At 50.4% G+C, this 26,032-nt stretch carries 23 protein-coding genes; 11 read left to right on the forward strand and 12 right to left on the reverse strand.

Going from position 1 to position 26,032, the window contains the following annotated elements:
* Positions 1-102 precede the first annotated feature (102 nt).
* The 5 genes from adeP to phsC all read left to right on the forward strand — a co-directional run bounded on the left by adeP (position 103) and on the right by phsC (position 7,163).
* Positions 103-1,440, forward strand: coding sequence for an adenine permease AdeP (gene adeP / locus OGY01_RS09050; RefSeq protein WP_045448984.1), 1,338 nt, complete (start codon positions 103-105; stop codon positions 1,438-1,440).
* Positions 1,441-1,848: 408 nt separating this feature from the next.
* Positions 1,849-3,552, forward strand: coding sequence for an HAL/PAL/TAL family ammonia-lyase (locus tag OGY01_RS09055; protein WP_045448982.1), 1,704 nt, complete (start codon positions 1,849-1,851; stop codon positions 3,550-3,552).
* Positions 3,549-5,129: a flavocytochrome c gene (locus tag OGY01_RS09060; protein ID WP_286492932.1), complete on the forward strand. Its 1,581-nt coding sequence runs from the start codon at positions 3,549-3,551 to the stop codon at positions 5,127-5,129. Before OGY01_RS09055 ends, OGY01_RS09060 begins: the two co-directional genes overlap by 4 nt.
* A 1-nt stretch (position 5,130) precedes the next feature.
* Positions 5,131-5,547, forward strand: a complete 417-nt coding sequence (locus OGY01_RS09065) for a cytochrome c3 family protein (protein WP_052369300.1) — start codon at positions 5,131-5,133, stop codon at positions 5,545-5,547.
* Between the two features lie 8 nt (positions 5,548-5,555).
* A complete protein-coding gene (phsC, locus tag OGY01_RS09070) occupies positions 5,556-7,163 on the forward strand; it encodes a thiosulfate reductase cytochrome B subunit (RefSeq protein ID WP_286492934.1) in 1,608 nt (535 codons plus the stop codon).
* A 42-nt stretch (positions 7,164-7,205) separates the two neighbouring features.
* Here phsC and OGY01_RS09075 read toward each other — a convergent pair whose 3' ends face one another.
* The 6 genes from OGY01_RS09075 to OGY01_RS09100 all read right to left on the reverse strand — a co-directional run bounded on the left by OGY01_RS09075 (position 7,206) and on the right by OGY01_RS09100 (position 14,292).
* Positions 7,206-8,618: an AAA-type ATPase lid domain-containing protein gene (locus OGY01_RS09075; RefSeq protein WP_200011119.1), complete on the reverse strand. Its 1,413-nt coding sequence runs from the start codon at positions 8,616-8,618 to the stop codon at positions 7,206-7,208.
* Positions 8,619-8,919: 301 nt separating this feature from the next.
* Positions 8,920-9,486 (reverse strand): NADPH-dependent FMN reductase, encoded by a 567-nt coding sequence (locus OGY01_RS09080; protein WP_045448979.1) that lies wholly within the window; start codon positions 9,484-9,486, stop codon positions 8,920-8,922.
* A 30-nt stretch (positions 9,487-9,516) separates the two neighbouring features.
* Positions 9,517-10,266 carry a 4'-phosphopantetheinyl transferase family protein gene (locus OGY01_RS09085; RefSeq protein WP_045448977.1) on the reverse strand — a complete coding sequence of 250 codons (750 nt, stop codon included), beginning with the start codon at positions 10,264-10,266 and terminating at the stop codon, positions 9,517-9,519.
* Positions 10,267-10,433: 167 nt separating this feature from the next.
* Positions 10,434-11,393, reverse strand: a complete 960-nt coding sequence (yidZ, locus tag OGY01_RS09090; RefSeq protein WP_045448976.1) for an HTH-type transcriptional regulator YidZ — start codon at positions 11,391-11,393, stop codon at positions 10,434-10,436.
* A complete protein-coding gene (locus tag OGY01_RS09095) occupies positions 11,362-12,543 on the reverse strand; it encodes an MFS transporter (protein ID WP_286492935.1) in 1,182 nt (393 codons plus the stop codon). Before OGY01_RS09095 ends, yidZ begins: the two co-directional genes overlap by 32 nt.
* Before the next feature lie 111 nt (positions 12,544-12,654).
* Positions 12,655-14,292 (reverse strand): hypothetical protein, encoded by a 1,638-nt coding sequence (locus OGY01_RS09100; protein ID WP_200011121.1) that lies wholly within the window; start codon positions 14,290-14,292, stop codon positions 12,655-12,657.
* Between the two features lie 348 nt (positions 14,293-14,640).
* Between OGY01_RS09100 and OGY01_RS09105 the strand changes: the two genes are divergently transcribed.
* Together OGY01_RS09105 and OGY01_RS09110 are read left to right on the forward strand one after the other, a co-directional pair.
* On the forward strand, positions 14,641-14,964 hold the full coding sequence (locus OGY01_RS09105; protein WP_052369298.1) for a hypothetical protein: 324 nt from the start codon (positions 14,641-14,643) through the stop codon (positions 14,962-14,964).
* Between the two features lie 23 nt (positions 14,965-14,987).
* Positions 14,988-15,254: a hypothetical protein gene (locus OGY01_RS09110; protein WP_045448970.1), complete on the forward strand. Its 267-nt coding sequence runs from the start codon at positions 14,988-14,990 to the stop codon at positions 15,252-15,254.
* Between the two features lie 110 nt (positions 15,255-15,364).
* Here the strand turns inward: OGY01_RS09110 and mnmE are convergent, their stop codons facing one another.
* The 6 genes from mnmE to OGY01_RS23795 all read right to left on the reverse strand — a co-directional run bounded on the left by mnmE (position 15,365) and on the right by OGY01_RS23795 (position 19,573).
* Entirely contained in the window at positions 15,365-16,729 is a 1,365-nt protein-coding gene (mnmE, locus tag OGY01_RS09115; RefSeq protein ID WP_048223198.1) for a tRNA uridine-5-carboxymethylaminomethyl(34) synthesis GTPase MnmE, read from the reverse strand.
* 72 nt (positions 16,730-16,801) lie between these two features.
* Positions 16,802-18,448 carry a membrane protein insertase YidC gene (gene yidC, locus OGY01_RS09120; RefSeq protein WP_045448966.1) on the reverse strand — a complete coding sequence of 549 codons (1,647 nt, stop codon included), beginning with the start codon at positions 18,446-18,448 and terminating at the stop codon, positions 16,802-16,804.
* Between the two features lie 2 nt (positions 18,449-18,450).
* Positions 18,451-18,708, reverse strand: coding sequence for a membrane protein insertion efficiency factor YidD (yidD, locus tag OGY01_RS09125; RefSeq protein WP_003023846.1), 258 nt, complete (start codon positions 18,706-18,708; stop codon positions 18,451-18,453).
* Positions 18,672-19,031 carry a ribonuclease P protein component gene (rnpA, locus tag OGY01_RS09130; RefSeq protein ID WP_045448963.1) on the reverse strand — a complete coding sequence of 120 codons (360 nt, stop codon included), beginning with the start codon at positions 19,029-19,031 and terminating at the stop codon, positions 18,672-18,674. Before rnpA ends, yidD begins: the two co-directional genes overlap by 37 nt.
* A 17-nt stretch (positions 19,032-19,048) precedes the next feature.
* Positions 19,049-19,189, reverse strand: coding sequence for a 50S ribosomal protein L34 (gene rpmH, locus OGY01_RS09135; RefSeq protein ID WP_003023858.1), 141 nt, complete (start codon positions 19,187-19,189; stop codon positions 19,049-19,051).
* A 228-nt stretch (positions 19,190-19,417) separates the two neighbouring features.
* The gene (locus tag OGY01_RS23795; protein WP_420808582.1) at positions 19,418-19,573 is read right to left on the reverse strand and encodes a hypothetical protein; all 156 of its coding nucleotides are present in this window, start codon (positions 19,571-19,573) and stop codon (positions 19,418-19,420) included.
* A gap of 222 nt (positions 19,574-19,795) precedes the next feature.
* On the opposite strand from OGY01_RS23795, the gene dnaA reads away from it, so the two are divergent.
* The 4 genes from dnaA to gyrB all read left to right on the forward strand — a co-directional run bounded on the left by dnaA (position 19,796) and on the right by gyrB (position 25,966).
* On the forward strand, positions 19,796-21,199 hold the full coding sequence (dnaA, locus tag OGY01_RS09140) for a chromosomal replication initiator protein DnaA (protein WP_045448960.1): 1,404 nt from the start codon (positions 19,796-19,798) through the stop codon (positions 21,197-21,199).
* 4 nt (positions 21,200-21,203) lie between these two features.
* Positions 21,204-22,304 carry a DNA polymerase III subunit beta gene (gene dnaN, locus OGY01_RS09145; protein WP_045448958.1) on the forward strand — a complete coding sequence of 367 codons (1,101 nt, stop codon included), beginning with the start codon at positions 21,204-21,206 and terminating at the stop codon, positions 22,302-22,304.
* A 145-nt stretch (positions 22,305-22,449) separates the two neighbouring features.
* Positions 22,450-23,523 (forward strand): DNA replication/repair protein RecF, encoded by a 1,074-nt coding sequence (gene recF, locus OGY01_RS09150; protein WP_045448956.1) that lies wholly within the window; start codon positions 22,450-22,452, stop codon positions 23,521-23,523.
* A 28-nt stretch (positions 23,524-23,551) separates the two neighbouring features.
* Complete coding sequence (gene gyrB / locus OGY01_RS09155; protein WP_045448955.1) at positions 23,552-25,966, forward strand: DNA topoisomerase (ATP-hydrolyzing) subunit B; 2,415 nt, start codon at positions 23,552-23,554, stop codon at positions 25,964-25,966.
* Positions 25,967-26,032: the final 66 nt, after the last annotated feature.

Genomic DNA, 26,032 nt, shown 5'->3' on the forward strand with positions numbered 1-26,032 from the left:
TATAAGCAAATTCAATGAAAAAAGTTGCTCATAACCCAACCCTATTGTCGCATTTTGGTATAGGATAGCGACGAATTTTCCCTCCTTGTTCGGAAATTGATAATGAGTCAACAACACACAACCCAGGCTTCTGGCCAGGGGATGCTGGAACGCGTGTTCAAGCTGCGCGAACATGGCACGACGGCGCGGACCGAAGTGATTGCCGGTTTCACTACTTTCCTGACGATGGTGTATATCGTTTTTGTTAACCCGCAAATTCTTGGCGTTGCGGGTATGGATACCAGTGCAGTCTTTGTCACCACCTGTCTGATTGCTGCATTTGGTAGCATCCTGATGGGACTGTTTGCCAACCTGCCGGTGGCGCTTGCACCTGCGATGGGGCTGAACGCATTTTTTGCCTTTGTAGTCGTCGGTGCGATGGGGCTGTCATGGCAGATTGGTATGGGCGCTATCTTCTGGGGCGCGGTTGGTCTGCTGCTGCTGACAATTTTCCGTGTGCGTTACTGGATGATCGCCAATATTCCGGTCAGCCTGCGCGTGGGGATCACCAGCGGTATCGGCCTGTTTATCGGCATGATGGGGCTGAAAAATGCCGGCGTTATCGTGGCGAATAAAGATACGCTGGTTTCTATCGGCAACCTGACTTCCCACAGCGTGCTGCTGGGCGTTCTGGGCTTCTTTATTATCGCGATTCTGGCATCACGCAACATTCATGCGGCGGTACTGGTCTCGATCATTGTTACCACTCTGTTGGGCTGGTTGCTGGGCGATGTCCACTACAACGGTATTGTATCTGCGCCGCCGAGCGTTATGTCCGTCATCGGGCATGTTGATCTGGCCGGTTCATTTAACATTGGTCTGGCGGGCGTTATTTTCTCTTTCATGCTGGTCAACCTGTTTGACTCCTCTGGTACGCTGATTGGCGTCACGGATAAAGCCGGCCTGGCGGACGCAAAGGGCAAGTTCCCGCGCATGAAGCAGGCGCTGTTTGTGGATAGCGTTTCGTCTGTTACCGGTGCGTTTATCGGTACATCTTCTGTAACCGCGTATATTGAATCCTCTTCCGGGGTTTCGGTCGGCGGGCGTACTGGCCTGACAGCGGTTGTTGTTGGTTTGCTGTTCCTGCTGGTTATCTTCCTTTCGCCGTTGGCGGGAATGGTTCCGGGATATGCGGCAGCCGGTGCGCTGATTTACGTTGGTGTTCTGATGACGTCCAGCCTGTCACGTGTGAAGTGGGATGACCTGACAGAAGCCGTTCCGGCGTTTATTACTGCGGTAATGATGCCGTTTAGCTTCTCCATTACCGAAGGTATTGCGCTGGGCTTTATTTCCTACTGCGTAATGAAAATCGGTACCGGGCGCTTCCGTGACCTCAGCCCGTGCGTCATTGTTGTCGCGCTGCTGTTTGTACTAAAGATTGTGTTTATTGACGCACATTGATTTACCAGCCGCTTCAGCTTCACATTATGAAGCTGAAGCGGCTCCTCTGGTTATCCTGCATTATTCCTCCCCCTGCTAATTATCTTTTTCTGAATAAAAATAGACTGTAATTGATTAAAAATAATTATGAATAATAACCAAGGCTAAATATCTGTTTGGTCATAACAAGGTAAATAGCAAAATTGCACACCCGTTTCCCAGAAATCGTCACGGTTCATCCTATGACGCAGTGGTGCTGGCCTCGGTTGCGGTTTCAATTAGTTAAACACTCTGTTAATAAATTGAAATGTTTAAATTTCATTATTTTTGAAATATCAAAAATAGCCTTGATAAATGCAGGGTGCATTTCAAGTTTCGCATGCGTTTTTTTCGTTACTGTTTCTTATCTCTATAAAAAGGAATTCAGAAATGAAAAAGACGACCACTGGGATACTTTGTGTTTCTCTGCTTTTTCCATTGTTCGCGTCGGCATCCAGCGTAACGCTGGATGGGCACTCGTTAACGCTGGATGAAGCCTGGGCTATCGCACAGGGACAAAAACAAGTCGATATTGCGTCAACCGCCATGAATCGCGTCGATAAAGCCAACAAACTATTGATGATCGCTGCGGGAAAAGGTGTCCCGGTTTATGGGCTAACCGTTGGTGTTGGTTTGAACAAAGACAAATCACTGTTTGATGCGCACGGGAAATTAACTCCGGAAGTTATCCAGGCGTCGCGTGAATTTAATATCAATGCACTGCATGCACATGCTGCAGGTGTTGGTCCTGATATGCCTGACGAACTGGTGCGTCTGGCGATGGTGATCCGTCTTAACACGATGCTGACGGGGAATACTGGCGCTCAACCGCAGGTTGCCAGGATGTACCAGCAGCTACTCAACAAACATATCACCCCTGTGATACCGTCGCGCGGTTCTGTTGGTGAAGCTGATATTACCCTCGCGTCCCATATTGGTGATGTAATGATTGGTGAATGGCGTGTGCGTGTGAACGGCACCGAGATGGCTTCCGCAAAAGCGCTACAACAAGCCGGCATCGCGAAACTCGAACCGCTCGGTAAGGACGCGCTCTCTATCCTCTCTTCAAATGCAATTTCCGCCGCGTATTCAGCCAAAGCGTTGCTGGAGTCCAGGCAGATTATCAACATTACGCCAGCGGTGTTTGGTTTGTCTCTGGAAGCGCTGGATGGCAACGTTGCACCATTCTTGTACCAAAGCTTAAGTGTGCGACCTTTCCCCGGTGTGCAGGATACCGGGGGAAGCATTCGTAATGCGCTAAGCGGATCTTATCTCTGGCAGCATCAGGACGGGCGCCCTTTGCAGGATCCCCTTTCTTTCCGTACGACGGTATTTGTGCTGAATGAAGCGCGTCGTGAATGGAACGAAGCCTGGCAGATGCTGGAAATTCAACTAAACAGCTCCGACGATAATCCTGCGGTGATTGTGGATGCAGACCACTCGTTGGCGGAGAACAGTCAGGTTGAGCAGTACTTTGTTAGTGCGAAAGATGCTAACGGTGAAACCATAAGCGGCGCGATTTTCCCTACCTCTAATTTTGAACCCCTCCCGCTGGCGCTGGCGATTCAGAACTTGTCTTTAGCAATGGGGCATCTGGCGCATAACAGCGTTCAACGCACGTTACACCTGTCTGATGATCATTTCACCGGTCTAAGCCGCTTTCTCGCATCTGATACCAATCAGAAAGGACACGCTTTCGGTGCTATCCAGAAACCTCAGGTAGCGTTGCTGGCGGATATTCGCGATTTGGTTAACCCGGTCTCTCTCGATGGTCAACCGATGGCGGGAACCATTGAGGATACTTATACCAATAACCTGCGAGCCTCCAAACGACTGAGTCAAATTGCCGATGATATGTGCAATATCTATGGTCTGGAGCTGTTGCACGCCAGTCAGGCTATCGATTTACGCAAGCAGAAAAACCCAGATCTGAAGCTGGGCGAACTGACAGGAAAACTCTTTGCTACTTATCGTGAAAAGGTTCCGTTTGTTACCCAGGATCGGATTTTCAGTGACAACATTGCGGACTCTTCTGCGATGGTGGCGTCATTCCCTGCCAGCTCACTGGTCAGCATGAAGACAGGGAGCAAATGACGGCAATGAAAAAAAACAGCGATGTGTCGCGGCGAGCTTTTCTAACCCAAAGCACAATCCTGGCGACAGGCGGCGCACTGGCGACGCTGACGGGAACGGCATGGGCGCAGGAGAGCTGCGCCCAGGTTCAGGGTGTTCGCTACCATAAAATTTACGATGTGATCGTGGTCGGGAGTGGTTTTGCCGGTTTGGCCGCCGCACTTGAAGCGGTGCAGGCCGGTCGCAGTGTTCTGGTTATTGATAAAATGCCTGTTTTTGGCGGTAACTCGGCGATTAACGGCGGTGCGGTCGCCGTTGCCGATTCTCCCCCGCAGCGAAAAGAGGGGATCGTCGATTCACCTGAGCTGATGTACAAGGACATGCTTAAGGCCGGACGCGGCCTGAATGATAAAGAGCAGCTGAAAATTCTGGTTGAGAATACGAACGCGGCGTATGAATTCACGCTTAAACACGGCGTAAAGTACAAACCGTTTGTACAACACTTTGGCGGCCATTCAGTCCCTCGTACGCTGCAAACCGTGGAGAGTTCCGGTGCGGGGATCACCCGTCCATTGAAAGAATCCGCCGCGAAAATGGGCGTGGTTTTCCGTTCTCAATGCAAGCTGGAATCTTTCCTGCAAAACGCGCAAGGGCGTGTGATTGGTCTGACGGTTCGCGATGGCTATCGATTCCCTGACGAACAAACCGGGCAGATTCGTCATTACGGCGCACGTTATGGCGTAGTGATGTGTTCTGGTGGTTTTTCTAATGATTTGCGTTTCCGCAAACTGCAAAACCCCATGCTGGATGAGCGAGTAGACTCCACCAACCATCCTGGTGCCACGGCGGAATGCCTGGTACACATGCTGCGTATTGGCGCAACACCCGTACAGCTAGATCTAATCCAGCTAGGTCCCTGGTCATCGCCGGACGAACGAGGCTTCGGCTATGTGTCGCAGTTCAATACTATCTCCGGTTTTCCCAACGGGATCATGGTCAACCCGCGTACAGGTCACCGTTTCACAAACGAACTTGCCGATCGCAAAGAGCGTGAAGAGGGTATTTTGGCGCAGGTAGATGAAAAAGGTAATCCACTTTATCCCATCTGCTTCACAACGCTGGAAGGTGCAAAACTGGCCCAGAGTCTGGGGCATGCATTGCACTATGGCGTAGCCTGGCAGTTTGACTCGCTGGAACAACTTGCGGCTCATTTTGGTATCCCTTACGCCACGCTGCAGGATGAGGTAGATGCCTACAATGCCGCTGTTGCACGCAAAGGCGGTGATCGGATGAAGAAAGATGTCAGTCGTGCTGTGCCGCTGGAGAAGGGGCCGTTTGTCGCGGTGCGCGTGTGGCCCAAAGTGCACTATGTCATGGGTGGGGTACAAATCAGCATGCGCGCGGAGGTACTCAATGCGGCGGATAGTCAACCGATCGCTGGGTTATATGCTGCCGGAGAAGCAACCGCGGGGTCACATGGTGGTAGCCGCCTCGGTAGTTGCGCCGTTGCAGACTGTCTGGTCTTTGGTCGTATAGCCGGTCTCAGCGCCGCCTCTGCAACCGCGGCGGATGATTCATTTGATGTTGGGGGAATTTAACATGGCGAAATTTTGCATGGCCTTGTTACTGCTGTTGACTGGCAGTTTTTCTCAACTTGGTGTTGCAGCAGATAACGAAGCCGCCTTTCACCAGCAACTGAATACGATGGCTGTTAAGCCTTATCATCATTCTCTGGAAGCCACCGGGCGCGATACATCATGCCAATTGTGTCATGGCGCCAGCACGCCAGTCGCCGCTCCAAATGATAAAGCATGCCTGAGTTGTCATGGAACGCGGGATCAGATTGCGGGATTAACGCAGCCAGATCCACATAAAAAGAATGCCGAGCCTAATCCGCATGATTCGATGCATTACGGCAAAGATGTTCCCTGCACTGCCTGCCATAACGAGCACAAACCTTCGGTTATCTACTGCAACAACTGCCACCTCTTTAAATATCCGGATATGAAGCCATGAGGGATATTATGTGTGGGCTCTTAAAGAGAGGTTTGTTTTGTCTGGTATCAGGATTGATATCGCTGTCGGGGTATTCCGCTCCGATCCCGACAGCGCAGCTCAATCAACCCTGCCAGGAATGCCATGCTGACAGTGACATTCAGGGAATATCAACCGATAAAGTGCAGGCTAATTTATTCGTCTCAATGGATAAATATCACGACAGCGTACATGGCAATGTGCCATGTATCGCTTGCCATCAGAGTCAGCCGGAAAGTGAGGGGTTTTCAGCCACCCCGCATGTGCTAAAACCCATTGGCGATAAGGTTTGTGAGAGCTGCCACGGCGTTGTGATGCGCGATACCGTGCATGCCATGCAGCAAAGCGTACATAATCAAAAGATTGCGAAAGGGCTGTTTTCCTGTACCTCCTGCCATAATGCGCACACGATGACGGCCAGGGAGATTAATCATCCAGATAAAAAACAAATCGCAGATGGTAATCTGATGTGCACCAATTGCCATTCTCGGGCAGGTGTATTTTCGCAGTTATCCGGGGGAAAGGCTTCTAAATCTCAGGATATGGCGCATTCAGCGCTACCTTATGCCACACAACACCTCAGTAGCCTGCGGTGTATTGATTGTCATGCTGATGTCACGGATACAACGTTGCACCGGATATTACCGGCCTCACAAACGATCGGATGTGAGCAGTGTCATGGTGACGGATCGCTGCTTAGTGCTCGCCACAAAACGTTTGCCCCTGATGAAAACACCATTGCTGGCAGTAAGTTGGGGAAAGGATTATTTGACGACCTTGCGCTCAGAAATAAACTGGCGGCGGTCGCGGTCTCAGCCCCTGTTGTTCGTCAGGTTGATGGTGCCCTGTTTACCGATACCTATATGATCGGCAATAACGGGAGTGGGCGAGTCGATCGTTTGTTTGCATACGTTCTGTGTGGATTCGTTATTCTGCTTATTTGCCATGGTTTGGGGCGACTTGTGATATCTCATCAGGCAACAGGCGGAAAGATAGAAAAACGTTATCTCTATACGTTGCCCGTTCGCTGCTGGCACTGGCTAAATGCACTTTGTTTTGCCGTACTTATTATCAGTGGTTGCGCATTGCACTGGGTAAGTTCTCGATTCTCTCTTTGGGTCGATGTACATAATATTACTGGCGTGCTTTTGTGTGTTATCTGGTTGGGCTTTATTCTGCTGGCCTGCTGCGGTAACGGACATCACTATCGGGTTCGTTGGCAGGGAATTATTGGGCGCCTGGTACGTCAGACTCGTTATTATTTGTATAGTATTTTCCGCGGAGAACCTCACCCGGAACATGCTTCGTCTGCGGCTAAATTTAATATCCTGCAACAACTGGGTTATATCGTCGTGATGTTTCTGTTGTTACCGCTACTGATTATCACCGGGTTATTGATGATGTACCCCGGTTATACGCCGGAAACCCTCTTCACATTGCCGGGTAAGCAAGTCGTTGCATATCTCCACTATGGTCTTGCTGTCACGATGGTGGCATTTATCATCATACATCTGTATTTGTGCAGTACTGGTGATACGCCAGGTGCGCTGATTAAAGGAATGATTGACGGTTTTCATCGTACCAGGACGCGTAAATAAAGGCGTTGCTCCCCTTTCCCTCATAATGAAAGGGGAGTGCTACTATTTATCTTTCACTGCAATACCGAGTTTCTTTATTTTGCTGTACAGGGTATTGCTATTCACACCAAGCAGTTCCGCTGCCCCACCTTTCCCTGAAATTTTCCCCCGCGTCTGGCGCAGCGCCAGTTGAATATGTTGACGCATCGCTTCATCAAGTGGCGCAATGGCATTGGTATTCATCTCGCCAGGCAGCATGATGTTGAGCTCATTGAGAGTGCCGCGAAAAAAGGCGTTTTCTAACAAACCAATTAATTCAGTAATATTGCCTGGCCAGTTGTACTCCCAAAGCAGGCGAAGAGAGTCTTCGCCTAAAACAGGTAAGGAGGCCTGTTTATGCTGTTTCGACAGGTATCTCAGATAGTGTATCAACAGAAGCGGAATATCGTTATGTCGATAACGGAGCGGAGGTAGCGTAATAACCTGACAGAGAATGTTGGCGTACCGTTGGCTTGTTATATTATGCTGATGAATGCTGTGATTTTCACTGTTACTGGGTATTTGAGTAGCTGAAAATGGTAGGGTCTGAATGGCTATAACCTGTATCTGGCAATATTCTCGGTAGTTTGAATGCAACCCCAGCAGAAAATTTTGCCAGCGCTCGGGTAATAACCTTATTTCATTTATCTGCAAAGACCCCTGATGCAATTCCAGAAATAAAGCAATGTTCGGTGGCAGAGCAAAATCGATAACCACCGTTTTGTCCACTTTTCCATTTTTTATGATTATCAATTGCCGGGCGGAGGCATCAAGTATTCCATAATAATGAATGCCGTTAGAATTGCGCTGTCGTAAAGCAGCTACAAAGGTTTTTTTTCCGACGCCCTCTTCACCCAACATCAGAATGGGTTGTTTACTATTTGCCAGTTCATCTAACGAATTATAAAGCTGGTACAGTGGGATATTGGACGGGCTGACAACGAATTGCTCATCTTCTTCTGATGCAGGAAGTCCTGGTATAAGAGGGGGGATATTTTTCAGTAAGAGGTTATGCCGTGACAGGGCAATGAAGGCAAGCAAGGAGAGCTCTCCTCGTACTGATTCAAACAACGCCGTATGCTGCGGTGTAAAGGCATTTGTATGGTAACTAAACACCCCCATTGCACCCAAACGCACGCCGTCCAGATGCATGCGCATCAGTATAAGGGATTTGATATTACGAAAGCAGGTATTTACAACATATTGAGTCAGCGGGCACTGACTCAGATTATCAATAAGTTGAGTGGAGAAATTATCCGAATAATCGAATTGTCGGGCAATGTTTTCAGGAATAGGGATGACATCCCGTTTCAGTCGTGCCGTTTTATGTGTCGCCAGTGCTAAAAACTGAATACAGCGGATGTCACTACGATAGTAGTTAAAAAAAATACCATCACATTCTATAGAATCTGGTATCGCCTGCAGGCAGGCATACATGGATTTCTCCAGCTGTGTACTGCTACATACTGCTGTCCGCAAATGTGACAAAGTCCTGTCCATGGCATATCCATTGTTCACGAGTGACAAGATGTCGGGAAAAAAAGAGTAGATATATTTATAAATAATATTATTACAACCGTAACAGTTGGTATAACTATGCCATAAATTGCCAGGAGAGAAAACAGAGGAGGGGATAATTCTGGAGCAGAGTCATAAATAACAGGAAATAAGATAATCCAGAAAGATTAGGCTCTTTCTGGATTATCTACAATCATCTGCGAATATTATGCGAACTCTTTTATGCTTTAACTCTCTGAATATATTCGCTAAAAGCAGTCAGCTGGCCGGTGAGATGATCCAACGTACTTTGATCAACCACTTCTCCGGTTTGTGGATCAACTTTGTTCTGAATGACGCCACCCATAAATTCCGGCTTGTTCATAACCATAGCGTCGAGAAATACCAGAATCTGGCGCAGATGGTACTGACAGCGTGCACCGCCGATGCCGCCCATTGAACTGGTCTGAATCAGAACCGGTTTCCCCGCCAGAGGTTGATCGGGCAGGCGAGACAGCCAGTCGATGGCATTTTTCAGTCCGCCAGGAACAGAATAGTTATATTCCGGCGTAACAATAACCACGCCATCGGCTTTCCTGATTTGTTCTGCCAGTGCTTCTACGCTTGCTGGAAAACCCTCTTCTTGCTGCAGATCGGCGTCATACAGAGGAAAATCACCGATAGAGGGTAATGCGTTGATTTCCATCCCCGCAGGAGCAATTTTTGGCAGCGTACGGGCAACCATTCCATTAAATGAACCTTTGCGCAGGCTCCCCAGTAACGTAACAACATTCAATGTTTCAGACATGGTTACTCCTGTTTCATCATGAAGGTTAAATCAGTTAAGCGTATAGCTCTTTGCTGCGGATAATTGTGAAAACCGGATCAGGCGACCCGTCGGCTCATTAGCGCGAGTCTGGATATCAGGCAAACATTTCCAATCCTGTTTACCATCAAACTCCCAAACCTTGAGTTTTTCAATGGCCGGCGTGACCGCGACTGACCATACCAATACATCTTCCGCATCGCAGATGGCTTCGATCTGCGCAGCATGGGCACATTTCAGACGCCCGGCACCGGGTAATAGCTGGAGCTCACGCGGGTCGTCATTGCACACATCACCGGTGAGTTTGAGTACGCTCTGGCGCAGAGTAATAAGTTGTGCGCGTGCTTCATTCGGATCGCTTTGGTTGTTGATCCACAGGTTTTCGTTACTGGAGAAATGGTAGGTTTCGGTTGAATGTGGATTATTAAACCCTCTGTTCGTCCGCTGAAGCTCCATATCCAGACCACATGCACCTTCTGTTGTCAGTGCGACACCAACCATATTTCCGGCATAAGAAATTGAAAAGCCAGGCAGATTTTTATCGCGAAAGACGGGCTTACCTTTGGCTTCAATAACAATGTCGGGCAGTGTGCTTGTGCCGTAAAGCATAAACATCAGTTCGGCGAGCAGGCTTCTGGAGGCCAGAAAGCGTGTCCGGCGGTGAGTCGGTAAATTGCTTGCTTCGATGTGGCATGGAGAAGGGAGACGAACTGAAACCAGGTGTCCCTCCGTAAGAATCCCTCTGGCAAAATGTGTCGCCATTTTTCGCTCCGTGATTAATGGTCCGTGATTATTACCAGAGTAACATTTACACGGCTTATAGGCAGGCTTTGCTGCCCAAAAAGTAGACGGAAACGAAATACATTACGCGACATTTACATTTCTGTAGCCAGCGTGGTTAATTTTGCAACAACATCGGAGGCGGATCGTCAGGTCATATCGCGATAAAGAGCCTTGATCGTCTCTTTTAACCAGACGATCTTAGGGTTGTGGCTGTTGCGTTTATGCCAAAGGAGGGTGAACGGTACGCGCATCTTCTCAAGCTGCGCAGCATCAAAAGGCATCGGACGCGCCACAAGCGGCAACTGGTGAAGTTGGTTATAGCGCTTACAGTAGACTGGGGCCGTAGCTATCAACGCGTGATCCGGTTGCGCGGCCATAAACAGTGACTGCTCAAAACCAGGCAGACACAATGCGATATTTCGTTCGCGTCCCATCTCCTGGAGCACATCGTCCAGCGCCCAGGTATCGCTCTGCTCCCAGCTAATGCTGATATGGGGATAGCGCAGAAAAGTTTCCAGATTCCACTCTTCCCGCAATGCCGGATGATCCTCGCGCAACCAGACGCACGGGAGATCGGAAAACAACACCTCATAATCGATCGACAAAGGAAGCAGGCTGAGTAGTTCGCGCGATCGCGGATGGCTTTCGCGGCCGGTAAAACCGATATCTACCTCGCCACGAATAATCGCGTCCAGCGAATCGTAGTCCCAGTTGCGCACTTTGATCGTGGCCTGTGGATAACGCTGATAGATCTGCTGTGAGAGCGTGTTGAACATGATCATCACCAGCGGTGTTTCGGCCACCAGATCAAACTTCAATCCGCGCGGCGATTCGTGGTTTGGCTTATCAAGCAGTTGGTTACTCATCTGCATCCACTCCGCCAGGTTTTGCTCCATGCTGACCATCAGCGGCGTTGGCGTCAGCCCCAGTGGGGTGTTTACAAACAACGGATCGTCAAACCAGGCTCTCAGTTTCGACAACGATTTACTGACCGCCGAGGGCGTGACGCTCATCCGCTTAGCGGTTTTGGTAACGCTGCGCTCCTGCATCAGGAGCTGCAGACAGAGCAGTAAATTAAGATCGAGACTGCTGAGGGATTTCTTCATGAGTTGGCGCGGACCGGTCTGGAGCAACAGTGATAATCAGCATGATACTTACTATGCTACAACCAATCAGAATCCCGATCAGCATATTCAGCGCATCGAGGCCGAGGATAGCGGCCAGCCAAATCCACACTGATGAACCACAAACCTGGGCAATGCCTAATGTCGAGCTGGCCACGCCTGCACGCAGCGAGAATGGCCCCAGCGCCTGGCTCATGGCGACACCGAAGCCCACCGAGAATCCCGCACAGATTAAAGTCAGCCCAAACAGAGTGAGCGCATGCGTATTGGCGAGCGTTAACACGATGCCTGCAGCGAGAAAGAGCCCTTGCGAGGTTAGCATCAGAGTTCGAGGTTTAAACAGGCTCAGGGCGAACGGTGTGGAGAACGATACTGCCATACTGATACCCGCAGTCATTGCCATCGTGGTGGCGTATTCACCACGGTCGAAGCCCATTACTTCCATCAGTAGCACCGGAGAAGTATTCACAAAGGTCAGGATCACAGATACGCTGAGGGTGGTAATAGCCAGTCGGCTGAGGAAAAAGCGGTTCACTAGCGACTCTGCGATTTGGTTGGTTTCCGCAGATGTTGAATGCGTTGCCGGGCGCGATTCCCGCAGGATAAACACTGAGAGCAGACAAACGACTACGCCCATGCCCATCATCGTATAGAACAGGCTCTGCCAGGGGTATTTGATCATGATCAGGTGCCCCATCACCGGAGCCAGAACTGGCACGATACAGGTGATACCGTTCAACAATGACAGCACCTTCGCCCGACGGCGATCGTCCAGCGTATCGCGCAGTATCGCAAACGCCACTACATAGCAGCAGCCCGCACCAACGCCCTGAATGAAACGCCCTACCAGGAATGGCGTGCCACTTTCGGCAAAGGAGCACAGGGCAGAGGCGAAAATGAATATCAGGGCACCGACTATAGCCACTGGTTTTCGCCCTGACTGGTCCGCTACCTTACCCGCGAATAACATTGCTGTCGCCATCCCGGCAAGATAAACGGAGAATGCGATGTGCAGTTGCGCCTCGCTGGCATTCAGATCGGCGGCAATTCGCGGTAATCCCACCAGATACATATCAATTCCGGCCGGATAGAGTAAAACAAGGGCAAAGCTGCAGATTAGAAAGCGTGTCATAGCGACCTCATGAGGAATGTGGCGCTAAGAATACGGGGAGAGACTCAGTAGTGCGAGTTGCCATTTGGACAACAGTGATTTCCTGATAGGAAAACACTGTTGTCGATTCAATTACAATTCACTCTTCTCGGTATTATTGGCGTAATCGCATTTTGCCCAAAGGGGTTTAATGGCATGCGTCGCACCGTTGAAGGGAAATTCTGCGTTTTTATTTTGTTGAGCGTGCAATAGCATATCGATCTCCGCATTGATGATAGCTTTCGCTTTGGAGTGATATCGCTGTAGTGAAACCTGGCTTAATTTATCGGGTAATTTCAGAAAGCTGTAACTTTTGACTTTATCGTAAACACCGTCTTTGACCTTCATTTTGCTGCCGGAGGGGACGCCAATTTTGAGATCATAGCTCTTTAGTCCTGCAATCCGCTCGGCAACGGTGATTTTTTCCGTTCGCTTGATATTTTTGCTGATCAGCAGCACTGTATTTCGTTGATGCCAGGCCTCAAACATTTGCACATTACCCACGTTTTCTTCATACGAACGTCTATTTGATTTAGGAAACAGAAAACTATTGGAGTTGTGGATTTTTTGTTCATTCTCAGTGAGGGAGGCCACGCTATCTTTTTTCTGTAATTCTTGCTCTGCAGCTGGGCGATAGATATGCAGCAGCCGATCGGCAAGCGTGAGCACCGCATCATAAAGGGTGTGTGTTTGAATGAGTTCCAATAGGTTATTGCGATCTATGGTTATTTGGCAAAATTCGCTATCCCAACTGATAGATTCGTGTTCTTTTTTTTCTTCGTTTTTTTGGGTTCTATCAGGTGAGATTGTTGTAAATTTCCAGCGATAGGGCGTTGATTGAGGTGTCTTCAGATAACGCAGGATGTCAAAAAGCCAGTGGTGAATATCAGTAGCATAAACGCCGATATAAACGTTCAGGATACGCTGAGCATCGTGCTCTGACCCTTGAGTGAGCACGCTGTCAATTAGTTGTTCGCAACCTTGTTTTTCAAGATCTTCCTTGATGGCTTTAAAATCATGACTTTCACGTATTCCTCTGATGGCGAATCCGCTGAAGGTATCCGCGAATGGTGTCAGCCATTGGGGGAGTGCACTGTGTTTTTGCCGATAATCCGCGATGAGATGGAACACTGTCTCGGATAAAATATCTAATCTATTGATAGAAAAATACTTATCTAATTTTTCTAATAGCAGGTCGCCATGTGAATGTGCTATTGAAAGATCCTGATGGCAGTAGCCTTTCCGTTTTTCTACGGGAATAGCTGGGCAACCTGTTTGACTGCTAGTTAAAATGGCAAACAGATCGTCGCGAATAAATTCCTCATGAAGGGACATCAGATGTTGGTAGCGCCCTCGGCGTTGTTCAGGCGGATGATTCATCTCCCCCCAAGTTTTCAGGCTTACGTTACCTTTATCGAACCCTTCATACAGTGTTCTCATAAACGCGAGAGTGTTCAGAAGAGGATCCTCTTTTTCTTCTTCAGCACCCACGGCATAGTTATCTGATTTATAAATCTCACTGATTTTAGCGCTTTGATCTTGCAGCGCAGTGATGACGCGATGTTGTTCTTCAAACCAATGGCGGCATTCGGGAAGCGTATAAAGGTGGCGAGCTTTAAAAATAAGAAGGAGTATTTGCTCGCTTATCGCATCGTATATATCCGGGAACGGGTGGCGTTCGCCAGAGAGAAAAGTGCGGAAAACCTGTTTTTGATGATCGGAAAGGGCCATTGATTCTCCATTTTTTGTGATTTCTATCACAAAATCAACCTGCGAAATTTTATAAATGTCATGCCGGGAAATGAAAGAACCCGGTAAGCTCAATCATGATATTTTCCGGAACTGATTGAAAAGTCTTCTATGTCTTTTGTATGCATCAAAATATCAAATAAAATCCACTTCAAAAAATATTAATTGAAGATTAAATATCAAGTAGATTTTAGTCATGATTTATTTTCATAATATTTTATTTTTTTTATCAATTTATGTATTTTTTTTAATATTTTGATTTATTTAATGTGTTGAATATCATTGATTTCAACGAGGCATGTGCCTGTTACTTTGATAAAGGTGATAAGTATGTTTAGCGATCTCTTTGATTATATTAGTGAAAATCCTTTCAAATCTCTTGCTGTCGTAGCGGCAACTCTCGCGACAGGCGGGGCGGCGGCGGCCATGGCCCCGGCTATTGGCGCAGCGGTCAGTGCTGCGGGATTGGGCGTGGCCGGGGGGACCTTAAGCGGTGCCGCAGCCTCTTCAGCGGGGCTCGCTGCGTTGGGAGGAGGGAGCTTGGCTTCTGGTGGACTAGGTATGGCTGGAGGGAAGGCTGTTGTAACAACTGTGGGGGCTGTGATTGGCGGCAGTACATCCGGCAGTATTGCCAAATCTTCATCAACTTATTAACACATTATTTGGAGGCATTAATTATGGGTATTGTTGCGGCAGGTTTACGTGAGTGGAACTATCAAAAAATCAACCGATTAACTCACGCTGGCTTTAGCGACGGCACTATCGCCAGTGCAATTAATGATGACTTGAATGAGCGCAATGTTGAATTGCCGTCACCGTTAACTGCAGTAGATGTTGAGTCATACAAAAAATTATCGTTTCTGGCAGGTGAGCGCTCGTTAATTTCTGAGCATAAAATTCGTGCTCTCACTGACGAGTGTGAACCCGACGCCATGGAATGCTGATAATTTGGATCGGCGGAGAACCCGGTAAGCATGGGTTCTCCACCTTCTTGCGCCTAGCTTTCAATTTCTCGACAAAAGCACTCTCTCAAATTAAAAGCCAAAATTAGCGCTTACTTACCAATACAGAAACTGGAGAAAATCCTGCCCAGCAGATCGTCGGAAGTAAACTCTCCGGTTATCTCACTGAGGTTTTGTTGCGCCAGTCGCAGTTCTTCCGCCAGCAACTCTCCAGCCCACGCACCCAGCAACTGAGCTTTCCCTTGCTGGAGATGCTCTGCCGCTTCAGCCAGGGCTTGCAGATGACGACGACGCGCCAGGAAGCCGCCTTCCATATTTGTTTCAAAACCCATGCTCTGCTTGAGATGGTTGCGCAGTACGTCCACGCCTTCGCCGGTACGCGCAGAGAGGCGAACCAGTGAGTGGCCATTTACTTCGCTAAGACCCAGTGTTTCGCCAGTGATATCCGCTTTGTTACGCACGACCGTAATCGGTAGCTTCGCAGGCAGACGTGCAATAAAGTCAGGCCATATTTCTGCTGGATCTACTGCGTTCGTGGTGGTGCCATCAACCATAAACAGCACGCGGTCGGCTTGTTCTATTTCCTGCCAGGCGCGTTCGATACCAATACGCTCAACTTCATCGTTTGCATCGCGCAGACCTGCGGTATCGATGATATGCAGCGGCATACCGTCGATATGAATGTGCTCGCGCAGTACGTCGCGGGTGGTTCCGGCAATATCGGTCACGATCGCTGCTTCACGACCCGCCAGTGCGTTCAACAGGCTTGATTTGCCTGCGTTAGGACGTCCGGCAATGACTACTTTCATCCCTTCACGCAACAGGCTGCCCTGACGCGCTTCGGCACGAACAGCATCAAGATCACTGATGACGCTATTGAGCTGCGCTTCAATTTTGCCGTCGGAAAGAAAGTCTATTTCCTCGTCCGGGAAATCAATCGCTGCTTCCACATAGATGCGCAGGTGAGTGAGTGCTTCCACAAGGTGGTTCACGCGGGAAGAAAATGCACCTTGCAACGAGTTTAGCGCCGAGCGTGCAGCTTGTTCCGAGCTGGCATCAATCAGGTCGGCAATGGCCTCTGCCTGAGCTAAATCAAGCTTATCGTTAAGAAATGCACGCTCAGAGAACTCGCCGGGTCTGGCAATGCGCAGGCCTGGAATCGTCAGAATGCGTTTTAACAGCAGATCGAGAATGACCGGTCCGCCGTGACCCTGAAGCTCTAAAACATCTTCACCAGTAAAGGAGTTCGGTCCGGGAAACCACAGGGCAATCCCCTGATCCAGCGCACTGCCATCTGCGTCTTTAAATGGCAGATAGTCTGCATAACGCGGTTTTGGCAGTTTGCCCAGTAGGGTTTCGGCGACTTCGCGCGCTTTAAGGCCGGAGATACGCAGAATACCCACACCACCACGTCCCGGTGGGGTTGCCTGAGCGACGATGGTGTCGTTATGGCTCATGATATGTCTCGCTGAATACAAATAAAAAAGGCGGTCATCTGACCGCCCTTATTTTAGCGTTAACTCACCGAATCAGGAGTTTTTCTTCTCGCGGCTATGCAGGCCACGCTTCTCCAGACCACGGTAAATCAACTGCTGCTGAATAATGGTTACCAGGTTGCTGACGATATAGTACAGCACCAGACCTGACGGGAACCACAGGAAGAACACGGTGAAGATGACCGGCATAAAGGTCATGATCTTCTGCTGCATCGGGTCGGTCACAGTGGTCGGCGACATCTTCTGAATGAAGAACATCGTCACGCCCATCAGGATCGGCAGGATGTAGTACGGGTCCTGTGCAGACAGGTCATGGATCCACAGAGCGAACGGCGCATGACGCAGTTCAATGGAGCCCATCAGCATGTAGTACAACGCCAGGAAGATTGGCATCTGGATGATCAGAGGGAAACAGCCACCCAGTGGGTTAACCTTCTCAGCTTTGTACAGTGCCATCATTTCCTGGCTCTGACGCTGTTTGTCATCGCCCAGACGCTCACGCATTGCCTGAATCTTCGGCTGCAGCATACGCATCTTCGCCATGGAGGTGTACTGCGCTTTGGTCAGCGGGTACATGATGCCACGAACGATAAAGGTGATAACGATGATGGAGAAGCCCCAGTTACCCAGGAAGCTGTGGATGAACTTCAGCAGTTTGAACAGAGGTTGGGAGATGAACCACAGCCAGCCGTAATCCACGGTCAGATCCAGGTGCGGAGCAACTGCCGCCATTTTATCCTGAATTTCCGGACCAACCCACAGGGTGCTGGTCATCGCACCAGTCTGGCCAGGCTGTACCAGTACCGGCTGAGATTTATAGCCGATAGCGGCAATGCCGTTACCCAGATTAGCGGTGTAGAAGTTATTGGTGCCGTCGTTACGCGGAACCCATGCCGTTGCAAAATACTGTTGCAGCATTGCTACCCAGCCGTCTTTAGCATTGACGTTCAGGTTTTCGTTTTCAGCAATGGTGTCGAACTTGTATTTTTCATACTTCTCATCAGGCGTGGAGTACGCTGCGCCACGGAAGGTGTGCAGCGCAAAGTTGCTGCTACCAGTGTCACGATGAGATGGCAGATTGATGGATTGCTTCAGCTGACCAAAGGTGGAGACTTCCAGCGGTTTCTCGCTGGCGTTCTGCACGCTGTAGTTAACGTTGACAGCATATTCACCACGCTTGAGGACAAACGTTTTAGTGAATGTGTTGCCCGCTGCGTCAGTATAGGTCATCGGGATCTGCAGTTCGTTCTGACCATCAGCCAGTACAAAGGCGTCTTTTTCGACGTTGTACAGCGGACGCGGGCCGTTAGCCGGGTTATCCGGGCCATCGCGACCTGTCAGGCCACTTTGCGCCTGATAGATGAACTGTGGCGTGGTTTCCAGTAACTGGAACGGCTCGGTAGAACCGAGTTCTTTCGGGTAAGCTGGCAGCGAGGCCTGTTCCACATCACCACCACGGGTGTTGATGGTCAGATCAAGCACGTCAGTCTTAACCGTAATCAGTTTCCCCTGGCCACTGGCCGGTACGCCCTGGTCGGCGGCGCTACCCGCTGCGGTGGTCGTTGTCTGCGTGGTCTGTTGAGCTTGAGGCTGAGGATTTTTATCCTGCTCCCAGGCTTGCCAGATCATGAAAGACACGAACAGCAAAGCGATGACTAAAAGATTGCGTTGCGAATCCATCGTTAGTGTTCTCTGGTATCAAATGGTCCGGGCGGGACGGGATCGTCACCACCAGGGTGTAAAGGGTGGCATTTTAATACGCGTTTCACCGTCAACCAACTGCCTTTTATCACTCCAAACCTGCGCAATGCCTCAATTCCGTAGCTCGAACAGGTTGGAGTGAAACGGCAATGCGGCCCAAGCAGCGGACTGATAAGGCGTTGATAGACCCGAATGAGGGCTATCAGGACCCGCGAGCCAGGCGACAATGGCGACGCCATAATTTTTCCAACGCTTCCGAGAGAGCACGGTTATCGAGGTCAGCAACCCCTTTTTTAGCCACCACCACGAAATCCATTGCTGGAAGTTCGTGCTGACGAAGACGAAAACTTTCACGCGTCAGACGTTTAATCCGATTGCGTTCATGTGCGCGTCGAACGTTTTTCTTGGCGACTGTAAGACCGATACGGGGATGCCCCAGCGAATTCAGGCGGCCGAGGATGGTGATTTGCGGCGTGCCAGCCCGTTGTGGCTGCTGGAAGACGAATGTGAAATGAGTGGGAGTTAACAAACGTAACTCCCTGGGAAATGCGAGCTTAACCACTCAGGGGCTAGCTTTTATTACTTAGAAACGGTCAGACGAGAACGGCCTTTAGCACGACGACGTGCCAGAACCTGACGACCATTTTTATTAGCCATACGAGCACGGAAGCCGTGAGAACGGTTGCGCTTCAGTACAGACGGTTGAAAAGTGCGTTTCATGGCGATTTCTACCTAAACTTGAATAAATTCACTGACTTTTGCGTATACCCGAACGAATATCGAACGACTTACGCCACAGTGTGGGTGATTAAAGAGGCCGGATTGTAATAATTGTACACTCCGGAGTCAATTCTCTTTCCTTATTTCCCGCTTTTTTCCGCATGGTTTCGCGTATAAAACAGGCAGCGTTGACGCCGTGAGGCGACCGTTACTCGCTGGGGGTAAGAATTATACGGGCTGGCGGATAAAGCGCAAGGATCGCCCGGGATCTTTATTAGATCGTTTAAGCAAAAAAGCCGCTTTGCTCATTAATTTTTTCAATATGCGCGCGAAAACCTGCAGCACTTCTCCAGGATCGTTTACACTTAGCCGATTCTGGATCATCCTGTGGATAAATCGGGAAGAATCTGTGAGAAACAGAAGATCTCTCGCGCAGTTTAGGCTATGATCCGCGGTCCTGATCGTTTCATTGGATCCTGATCGGGCATATAACCGCAGACAGCGGTTCGTGCGTCACCCTCTTGCAGGGTCTTTTCGACGTGCGCCAACAATCATGAATGTTTCAGCCTTTGTCATTTATCGACTTTTGTTCGAGTGGAGTCCGCCGTGTCACTTTCGCTTTGGCAGCAGTGTCTTGCCCGATTGCAGGATGAGTTACCAGCCACAGAATTCAGTATGTGGATACGCCCGTTGCAGGCGGAACTGAGCGATAACACGCTGGCTTTGTATGCGCCAAACCGTTTTGTGCTCGATTGGGTAAGGGATAAATACCTTAACAACATCAATGGATTACTGAATAGCTTCTGTGGTGCGGATGCCCCGCAGCTGCGTTTTGAAGTCGGTACAAAACCCGTCACGCAAACGCTGAAGACGCCGGTTAATAACGTTGTGGCGCCTGCGTATGTCGCGCAACAAGTACAGCCGCAACGTGCCGCACCGGCGGCGCGCCCGGGCTGGGATAACGTCCCCGCTCCGGCAGAACACACCTATCGCTCTAACGTTAACGTCAAACATACGTTTGATAACTTCGTTGAAGGTAAATCTAACCAACTGGCGCGCGCGGCGGCACGTCAGGTGGCGGACAATCCTGGCGGTGCCTACAATCCTTTATTCCTGTATGGCGGTACTGGCCTGGGTAAAACCCACCTGTTGCATGCCGTCGGTAACGGGATCATGGCACGCAAGCCGAATGCGAAAGTGGTGTATATGCACTCCGAGCGTTTTGTCCAGGACATGGTTAAGGCCCTGCAAAACAATGCGATCGAAGAGTTTAAACGCTACTACCGTTCTGTTGATGCGTTGCTGATTGACGATATTCAATTCTTTGCCAACAAAGAACGATCTCAGGAAGAGTTTTTCCACACCTTCAATGCCCTACTGGAAGGTAATCAGCAGATCATCCTGACATCGGATCGCTATCCGAAAGAGATCAACGGTGTTGAAGATCGTCTGAAATCTCGCTTCGGCTGGGGATTGACTGTCGCGATCGAACCGCCAGAGCTGGAAACGCGAGTGGCGATCCTGATGAAGAAAGCGGACGAAAACGACATTCGTCTGCCGGGCGAGGTGGCGTTCTTTATTGCCAAGCGTCTACGCTCTAACGTGCGTGAACTGGAAGGCGCACTGAACCGAGTGATTGCCAACGCCAACTTTACCGGCCGGGCGATCACTATCGACTTTGTGCGTGAAGCGCTGCGCGATCTGCTGGCATTGCAGGAAAAACTGGTCACCATCGACAATATCCAAAAGACGGTGGCGGAGTACTACAAAATCAAAATTGCGGATCTGCTTTCTAAGCGTCGATCTCGCTCGGTAGCTCGCCCGCGTCAGATGGCGATGGCGCTGGCAAAAGAACTCACCAACCACAGTCTGCCGGAAATTGGCGACGCGTTTGGTGGGCGTGACCATACTACCGTGCTTCATGCCTGCCGCAAGATTGAGCAGTTGCGTGAAGAAAGCCATGATATTAAAGAAGATTTCTCCAATTTAATCAGAACATTATCTTCGTGACGCTATGAAATTTACCGTTGAACGTGAACATTTATTAAAACCGCTTCAGCAGGTCAGCGGCCCGCTGGGTGGTCGTCCTACACTGCCGATTCTCGGAAATCTGTTGCTACAGGTTGCGGATGGTACGCTTTCTCTGACCGGTACCGATCTTGAAATGGAAATGGTGGCACGCGTTGCGCTGATTCAGCCTCATGAACCAGGTGCGACTACCGTTCCGGCACGTAAATTTTTCGACATTTGTCGTGGGCTGCCGGAAGGGGCTGAAATCGCCGTTCAACTGGAAGGCGACCGCATGCTGGTGCGTTCTGGCCGCAGCCGTTTCTCACTTTCCACGCTACCTGCCGCCGACTTTCCGAATCTGGATGACTGGCAGAGCGAAGTTGAATTCACCCTACCGCAGGCCACAATGAAGCGCCTGATTGAGGCCACGCAGTTTTCAATGGCTCATCAGGACGTGCGCTATTACTTAAACGGCATGCTGTTTGAAACCGAAGGTGAAGAGTTGCGTACCGTGGCGACCGATGGTCACCGTCTGGCAGTCTGCTCTATGCCGGTTGGACAATCTCTGCCCAACCATTCGGTGATTGTGCCGCGTAAAGGTGTTATTGAGCTGATGCGTATGCTTGACGGCGGCGACAACCCGCTGCGAGTGCAAATTGGCAGCAACAACATCCGAGCACACGTCGGTGACTTTATTTTCACTTCCAAGCTGGTTGACGGTCGTTTCCCGGATTATCGCCGCGTGCTACCGAAGAACCCGGACAAACACCTGGAAGCAGGCTGCGATATTCTCAAGCAGGCATTTGCCCGTGCGGCGATCCTCTCTAATGAGAAGTTCCGCGGCGTGCGTCTGTACGTCAGTGAGAATCAGCTCAAAATCACGGCGAACAACCCGGAACAGGAAGAAGCGGAAGAGATCCTCGACGTCACCTACCCAGGGACTGAAATGGAAATCGGCTTCAACGTTAGCTACGTGCTGGATGTACTGAACGCGCTGAAGTGCGAAAACGTCCGTATTATGCTGACCGACTCTGTTTCCAGCGTGCAGATTGAAGATGCCGCATCACAGTCGGCTGCCTATGTTGTTATGCCAATGAGACTGTAGTGGAAAATAGCGGGCTATCTTACTTGCCATTTTCAACCTGGGCTGTGCTCGCCCCTGTCACGTACTTCGTGTACGCTCCAGGGGCTGTGCGCAGGCCGCGTTGAAGCTGGCTGCGCCGATCGCCCTGGCCTGAAGAAACCCTGATATGTCACTAACGCGCCTTCTCATTAAAGATTTCCGCAATATTGAAAGCGCGGATCTTGCTTTATCTCCTGGCTTTAACTTCCTGGTAGGAGCTAACGGCAGCGGCAAAACCAGCGTGCTGGAAGCTATCTATACGCTGGGCCACGGTCGGGCGTTTCGCAGTTTGCAGATTGGTCGTGTCATTCGTCACGAGCAGGAGTCGTTTGTATTACACGGGCGTTTGCAGGGTACGGAGCGTGAAACGTCGATTGGCCTGACAAAAGATAAGCTGGGTGACAGCAAAGTGCGTATTGACGGCACCGACGGTCACAAGGTTGCTGAACTGGCGCACTTGATGCCGATGCAGTTGATCACGCCTGAGGGGTTTACTTTACTCAACGGCGGCCCCAAATACAGGAGAGCATTCCTTGACTGGGGGTGCTTTCACAATGAAGCCGGATTTTTCACCGCCTGGAGCAACCTTAAGCGTCTGCTCAAGCAGCGCAATGCGGCGCTGCGCCAGGTGAGTCGTTATGAGCAACTACGTCCGTGGGATAAAGAACTGATCCCGCTGGCGGAACAAATCAGTACCTGGCGCGCGGAGTACAGCGCCGGTATCGCGCAGGATATGGCGGATACCTGCCAGCAGTTTCTTCCCGAGTTCTCTCTCTCTTTCTCTTTCCAGCGTGGCTGGGAGAAAGAGACTGATTACGCAGAGGTGCTGGAACGCAGTTTTGAACGTGACCGCATGTTGACTTACACCGCGCACGGTCCGCATAAAGCGGATTTCCGTATACGCGCTGACGGTGCGCCGGTGGAAGATACGTTGTCTCGTGGACAGTTAAAGCTGCTGATGTGCGCCTTGCGTCTGGCGCAAGGGGAGTTCCTGACCCGTGAAAGCGGACGGCGCTGCCTGTACCTGATAGATGATTTTGCCTCTGAACTGGATGATGCGCGTCGCGGACTGCTTGCCAGTCGCTTAAAAGCCACGCAATCTCAGGTCTTTGTCAGCGCAATTAGCGCTGAACACGTTCTGGACATGTCGGACAAAAATTCGAAGATGTTCACCGTGGAAAAGGGTAAAATAACGGATTAACCCAAGATAAAATGAGCGAGAAACGTTGATGTCGAATTCTTATGACTCCTCCAGTATCAAAGTCCTGAAAGGACTGGATGCGGTGCGTAAGCGCCCGGGTATGTATATCGGCGACACGGATGACGGCACCGGTCTGCACCACATGGTATTCGAGGTGGTAGATAACGCTATCGACGAAGCGCTCGCGGGTCACTGTAAAGATATCGTCGTGACGATTCACGCTGACAACTCCGTGTCCGTTACCGATGATGGCCGTGGTATCCCAACCGGGATTCACCCTGAAGAGGGCGTTTCGGCGGCAGAAGTTATCATGACCGTTCTGCACGCAGGCGGTAAATTCGATGATAACTCTTATAAAGTGTCCGGCGGTCTGCACGGCGTAGGTGTTTCCGTGGTTAACGCCCTGTCGCAGAAACTGGAGCTGGTGATTCGTCGTGAAGGCAAAGTGCATCAGCAAACTTACGTGCACGGCGTGCCGCAAGCGCCGCTGGCGGTAACCGGTGAGACCGAAGCTACGGGTACCCAGGTACGTTTCTGGCCAAGCCATGAAACTTTCACCAATGTCGTTGAATTTGAATACGATATTCTGGCGAAACGCCTGCGCGAGCTGTCATTCCTGAACTCCGGCGTATCCATCCGCCTGCGTGATAAGCGCGACGGCAAAGAAGACCATTTCCACTACGAAGGCGGCATTAAGGCGTTTGTTGAATACCTCAACAAAAATAAAACGCCGATCCACCCGAATATCTTCTACTTCTCTACTGAAAAAGACGGTATCGGCGTTGAAGTTGCGCTGCAGTGGAATGATGGTTTCCAGGAAAACATCTACTGCTTCACCAACAACATTCCGCAGCGTGATGGCGGTACTCACCTTGCAGGCTTCCGTGCGGCGATGACCCGTACTCTGAACGCCTACATGGACAAAGAAGGCTACAGCAAAAAAGCGAAAGTCAGTGCCACTGGTGACGATGCCCGTGAAGGTTTGATTGCCGTTGTTTCCGTAAAAGTGCCGGATCCGAAATTCTCTTCGCAGACCAAAGACAAGCTGGTCTCCTCCGAGGTTAAATCAGCGGTAGAACAGCAGATGAACGAACTGCTGAGCGAATACCTGCTGGAAAATCCGTCGGACGCGAAAATCGTCGTTGGCAAAATCATCGACGCTGCGCGCGCGCGCGAAGCTGCACGTCGTGCTCGTGAAATGACTCGCCGTAAAGGCGCGCTGGACTTAGCGGGTCTGCCGGGCAAACTGGCAGACTGTCAGGAGCGTGACCCGGCCCACTCTGAACTGTACCTGGTGGAAGGGGACTCCGCGGGCGGCTCTGCGAAGCAGGGGCGTAACCGTAAGAACCAGGCGATTCTGCCGCTGAAAGGTAAAATCCTCAACGTTGAGAAGGCACGCTTCGACAAGATGCTCTCTTCTCAGGAAGTGGCGACGCTGATTACTGCGCTCGGTTGCGGCATCGGTCGCGACGAGTACAACCCGGATAAACTGCGCTACCACAGCATTATCATCATGACCGATGCGGACGTCGACGGCTCGCACATCCGTACGCTGCTGTTGACCTTCTTCTATCGTCAGATGCCGGAAATCGTAGAGCGTGGCCACGTCTACATTGCCCAGCCGCCGCTGTACAAAGTGAAGAAAGGGAAGCAGGAACAGTACATCAAAGATGATGAAGCGATGGATCAATACCAGATCTCTATCGCCCTTGATGGTGCTACGTTGCATACAAATGCCCACGCTCCGGCGCTGGCAGGTGAAGCACTGGAAAAACTGGTCTCTGAGTACAATGCTACGCAGAAAATGATTGGTCGCATGGAGCGTCGCTATCCTCGCTCACTGCTGAAGGAACTGGTGTACCAACCGACGCTGGCTGAAGCCGATCTGGCTGATGAAGCTAAAGTAACGGCCTGGGTTTCTCAGCTGGTTAACGTGCTGAATGAAAATGAAATGCACGGTAGCACCTGGAATAGCATCGTGCGTAAGGACGCTGAACTGAACCTGTTCGAACCGGTGATCCGCGTACGTACTCACGGTGTTGATACCGATTACCCGCTGGAGCATGAGTTTGTGACTGGTGGTGAATACCGTCGTCTTTGCACGTTGGGTGAGAAACTGCGCGGCCTGATCGAAGACGATGCGTTTATCGAACGTGGTGAGCGTCGTCAGCCTGTTGCCAGCTTCGAGCAGGCACTGGACTGGCTGGTGAAAGAGTCCCGTCGTGGTTTGTCTATTCAGCGTTATAAAGGTCTGGGTGAAATGAACCCGGAACAGCTGTGGGAAACCACCATGGATCCGGAAAGCCGCCGCATGCTGCGCGTGACGGTGAAAGACGCGATTGCTGCTGACCAGTTGTTCACTACGTTGATGGGTGACGCCGTTGAACCGCGTCGTGCGTTTATCGAAGAGAACGCCCTGAAAGCGGCAAACATCGATATCTAATCGTTATCCTGGATGAATCTACCCGGTTGTGTTGTGCAATCGGGTATTTTTTTGCCCACAAAAGGG

It is taken from the genome of Citrobacter sp. Cm038 (genome assembly GCF_030333105.1).
GTDB classification, from domain to species: Bacteria; Pseudomonadota; Gammaproteobacteria; order Enterobacterales; family Enterobacteriaceae; genus Citrobacter; species Citrobacter murliniae.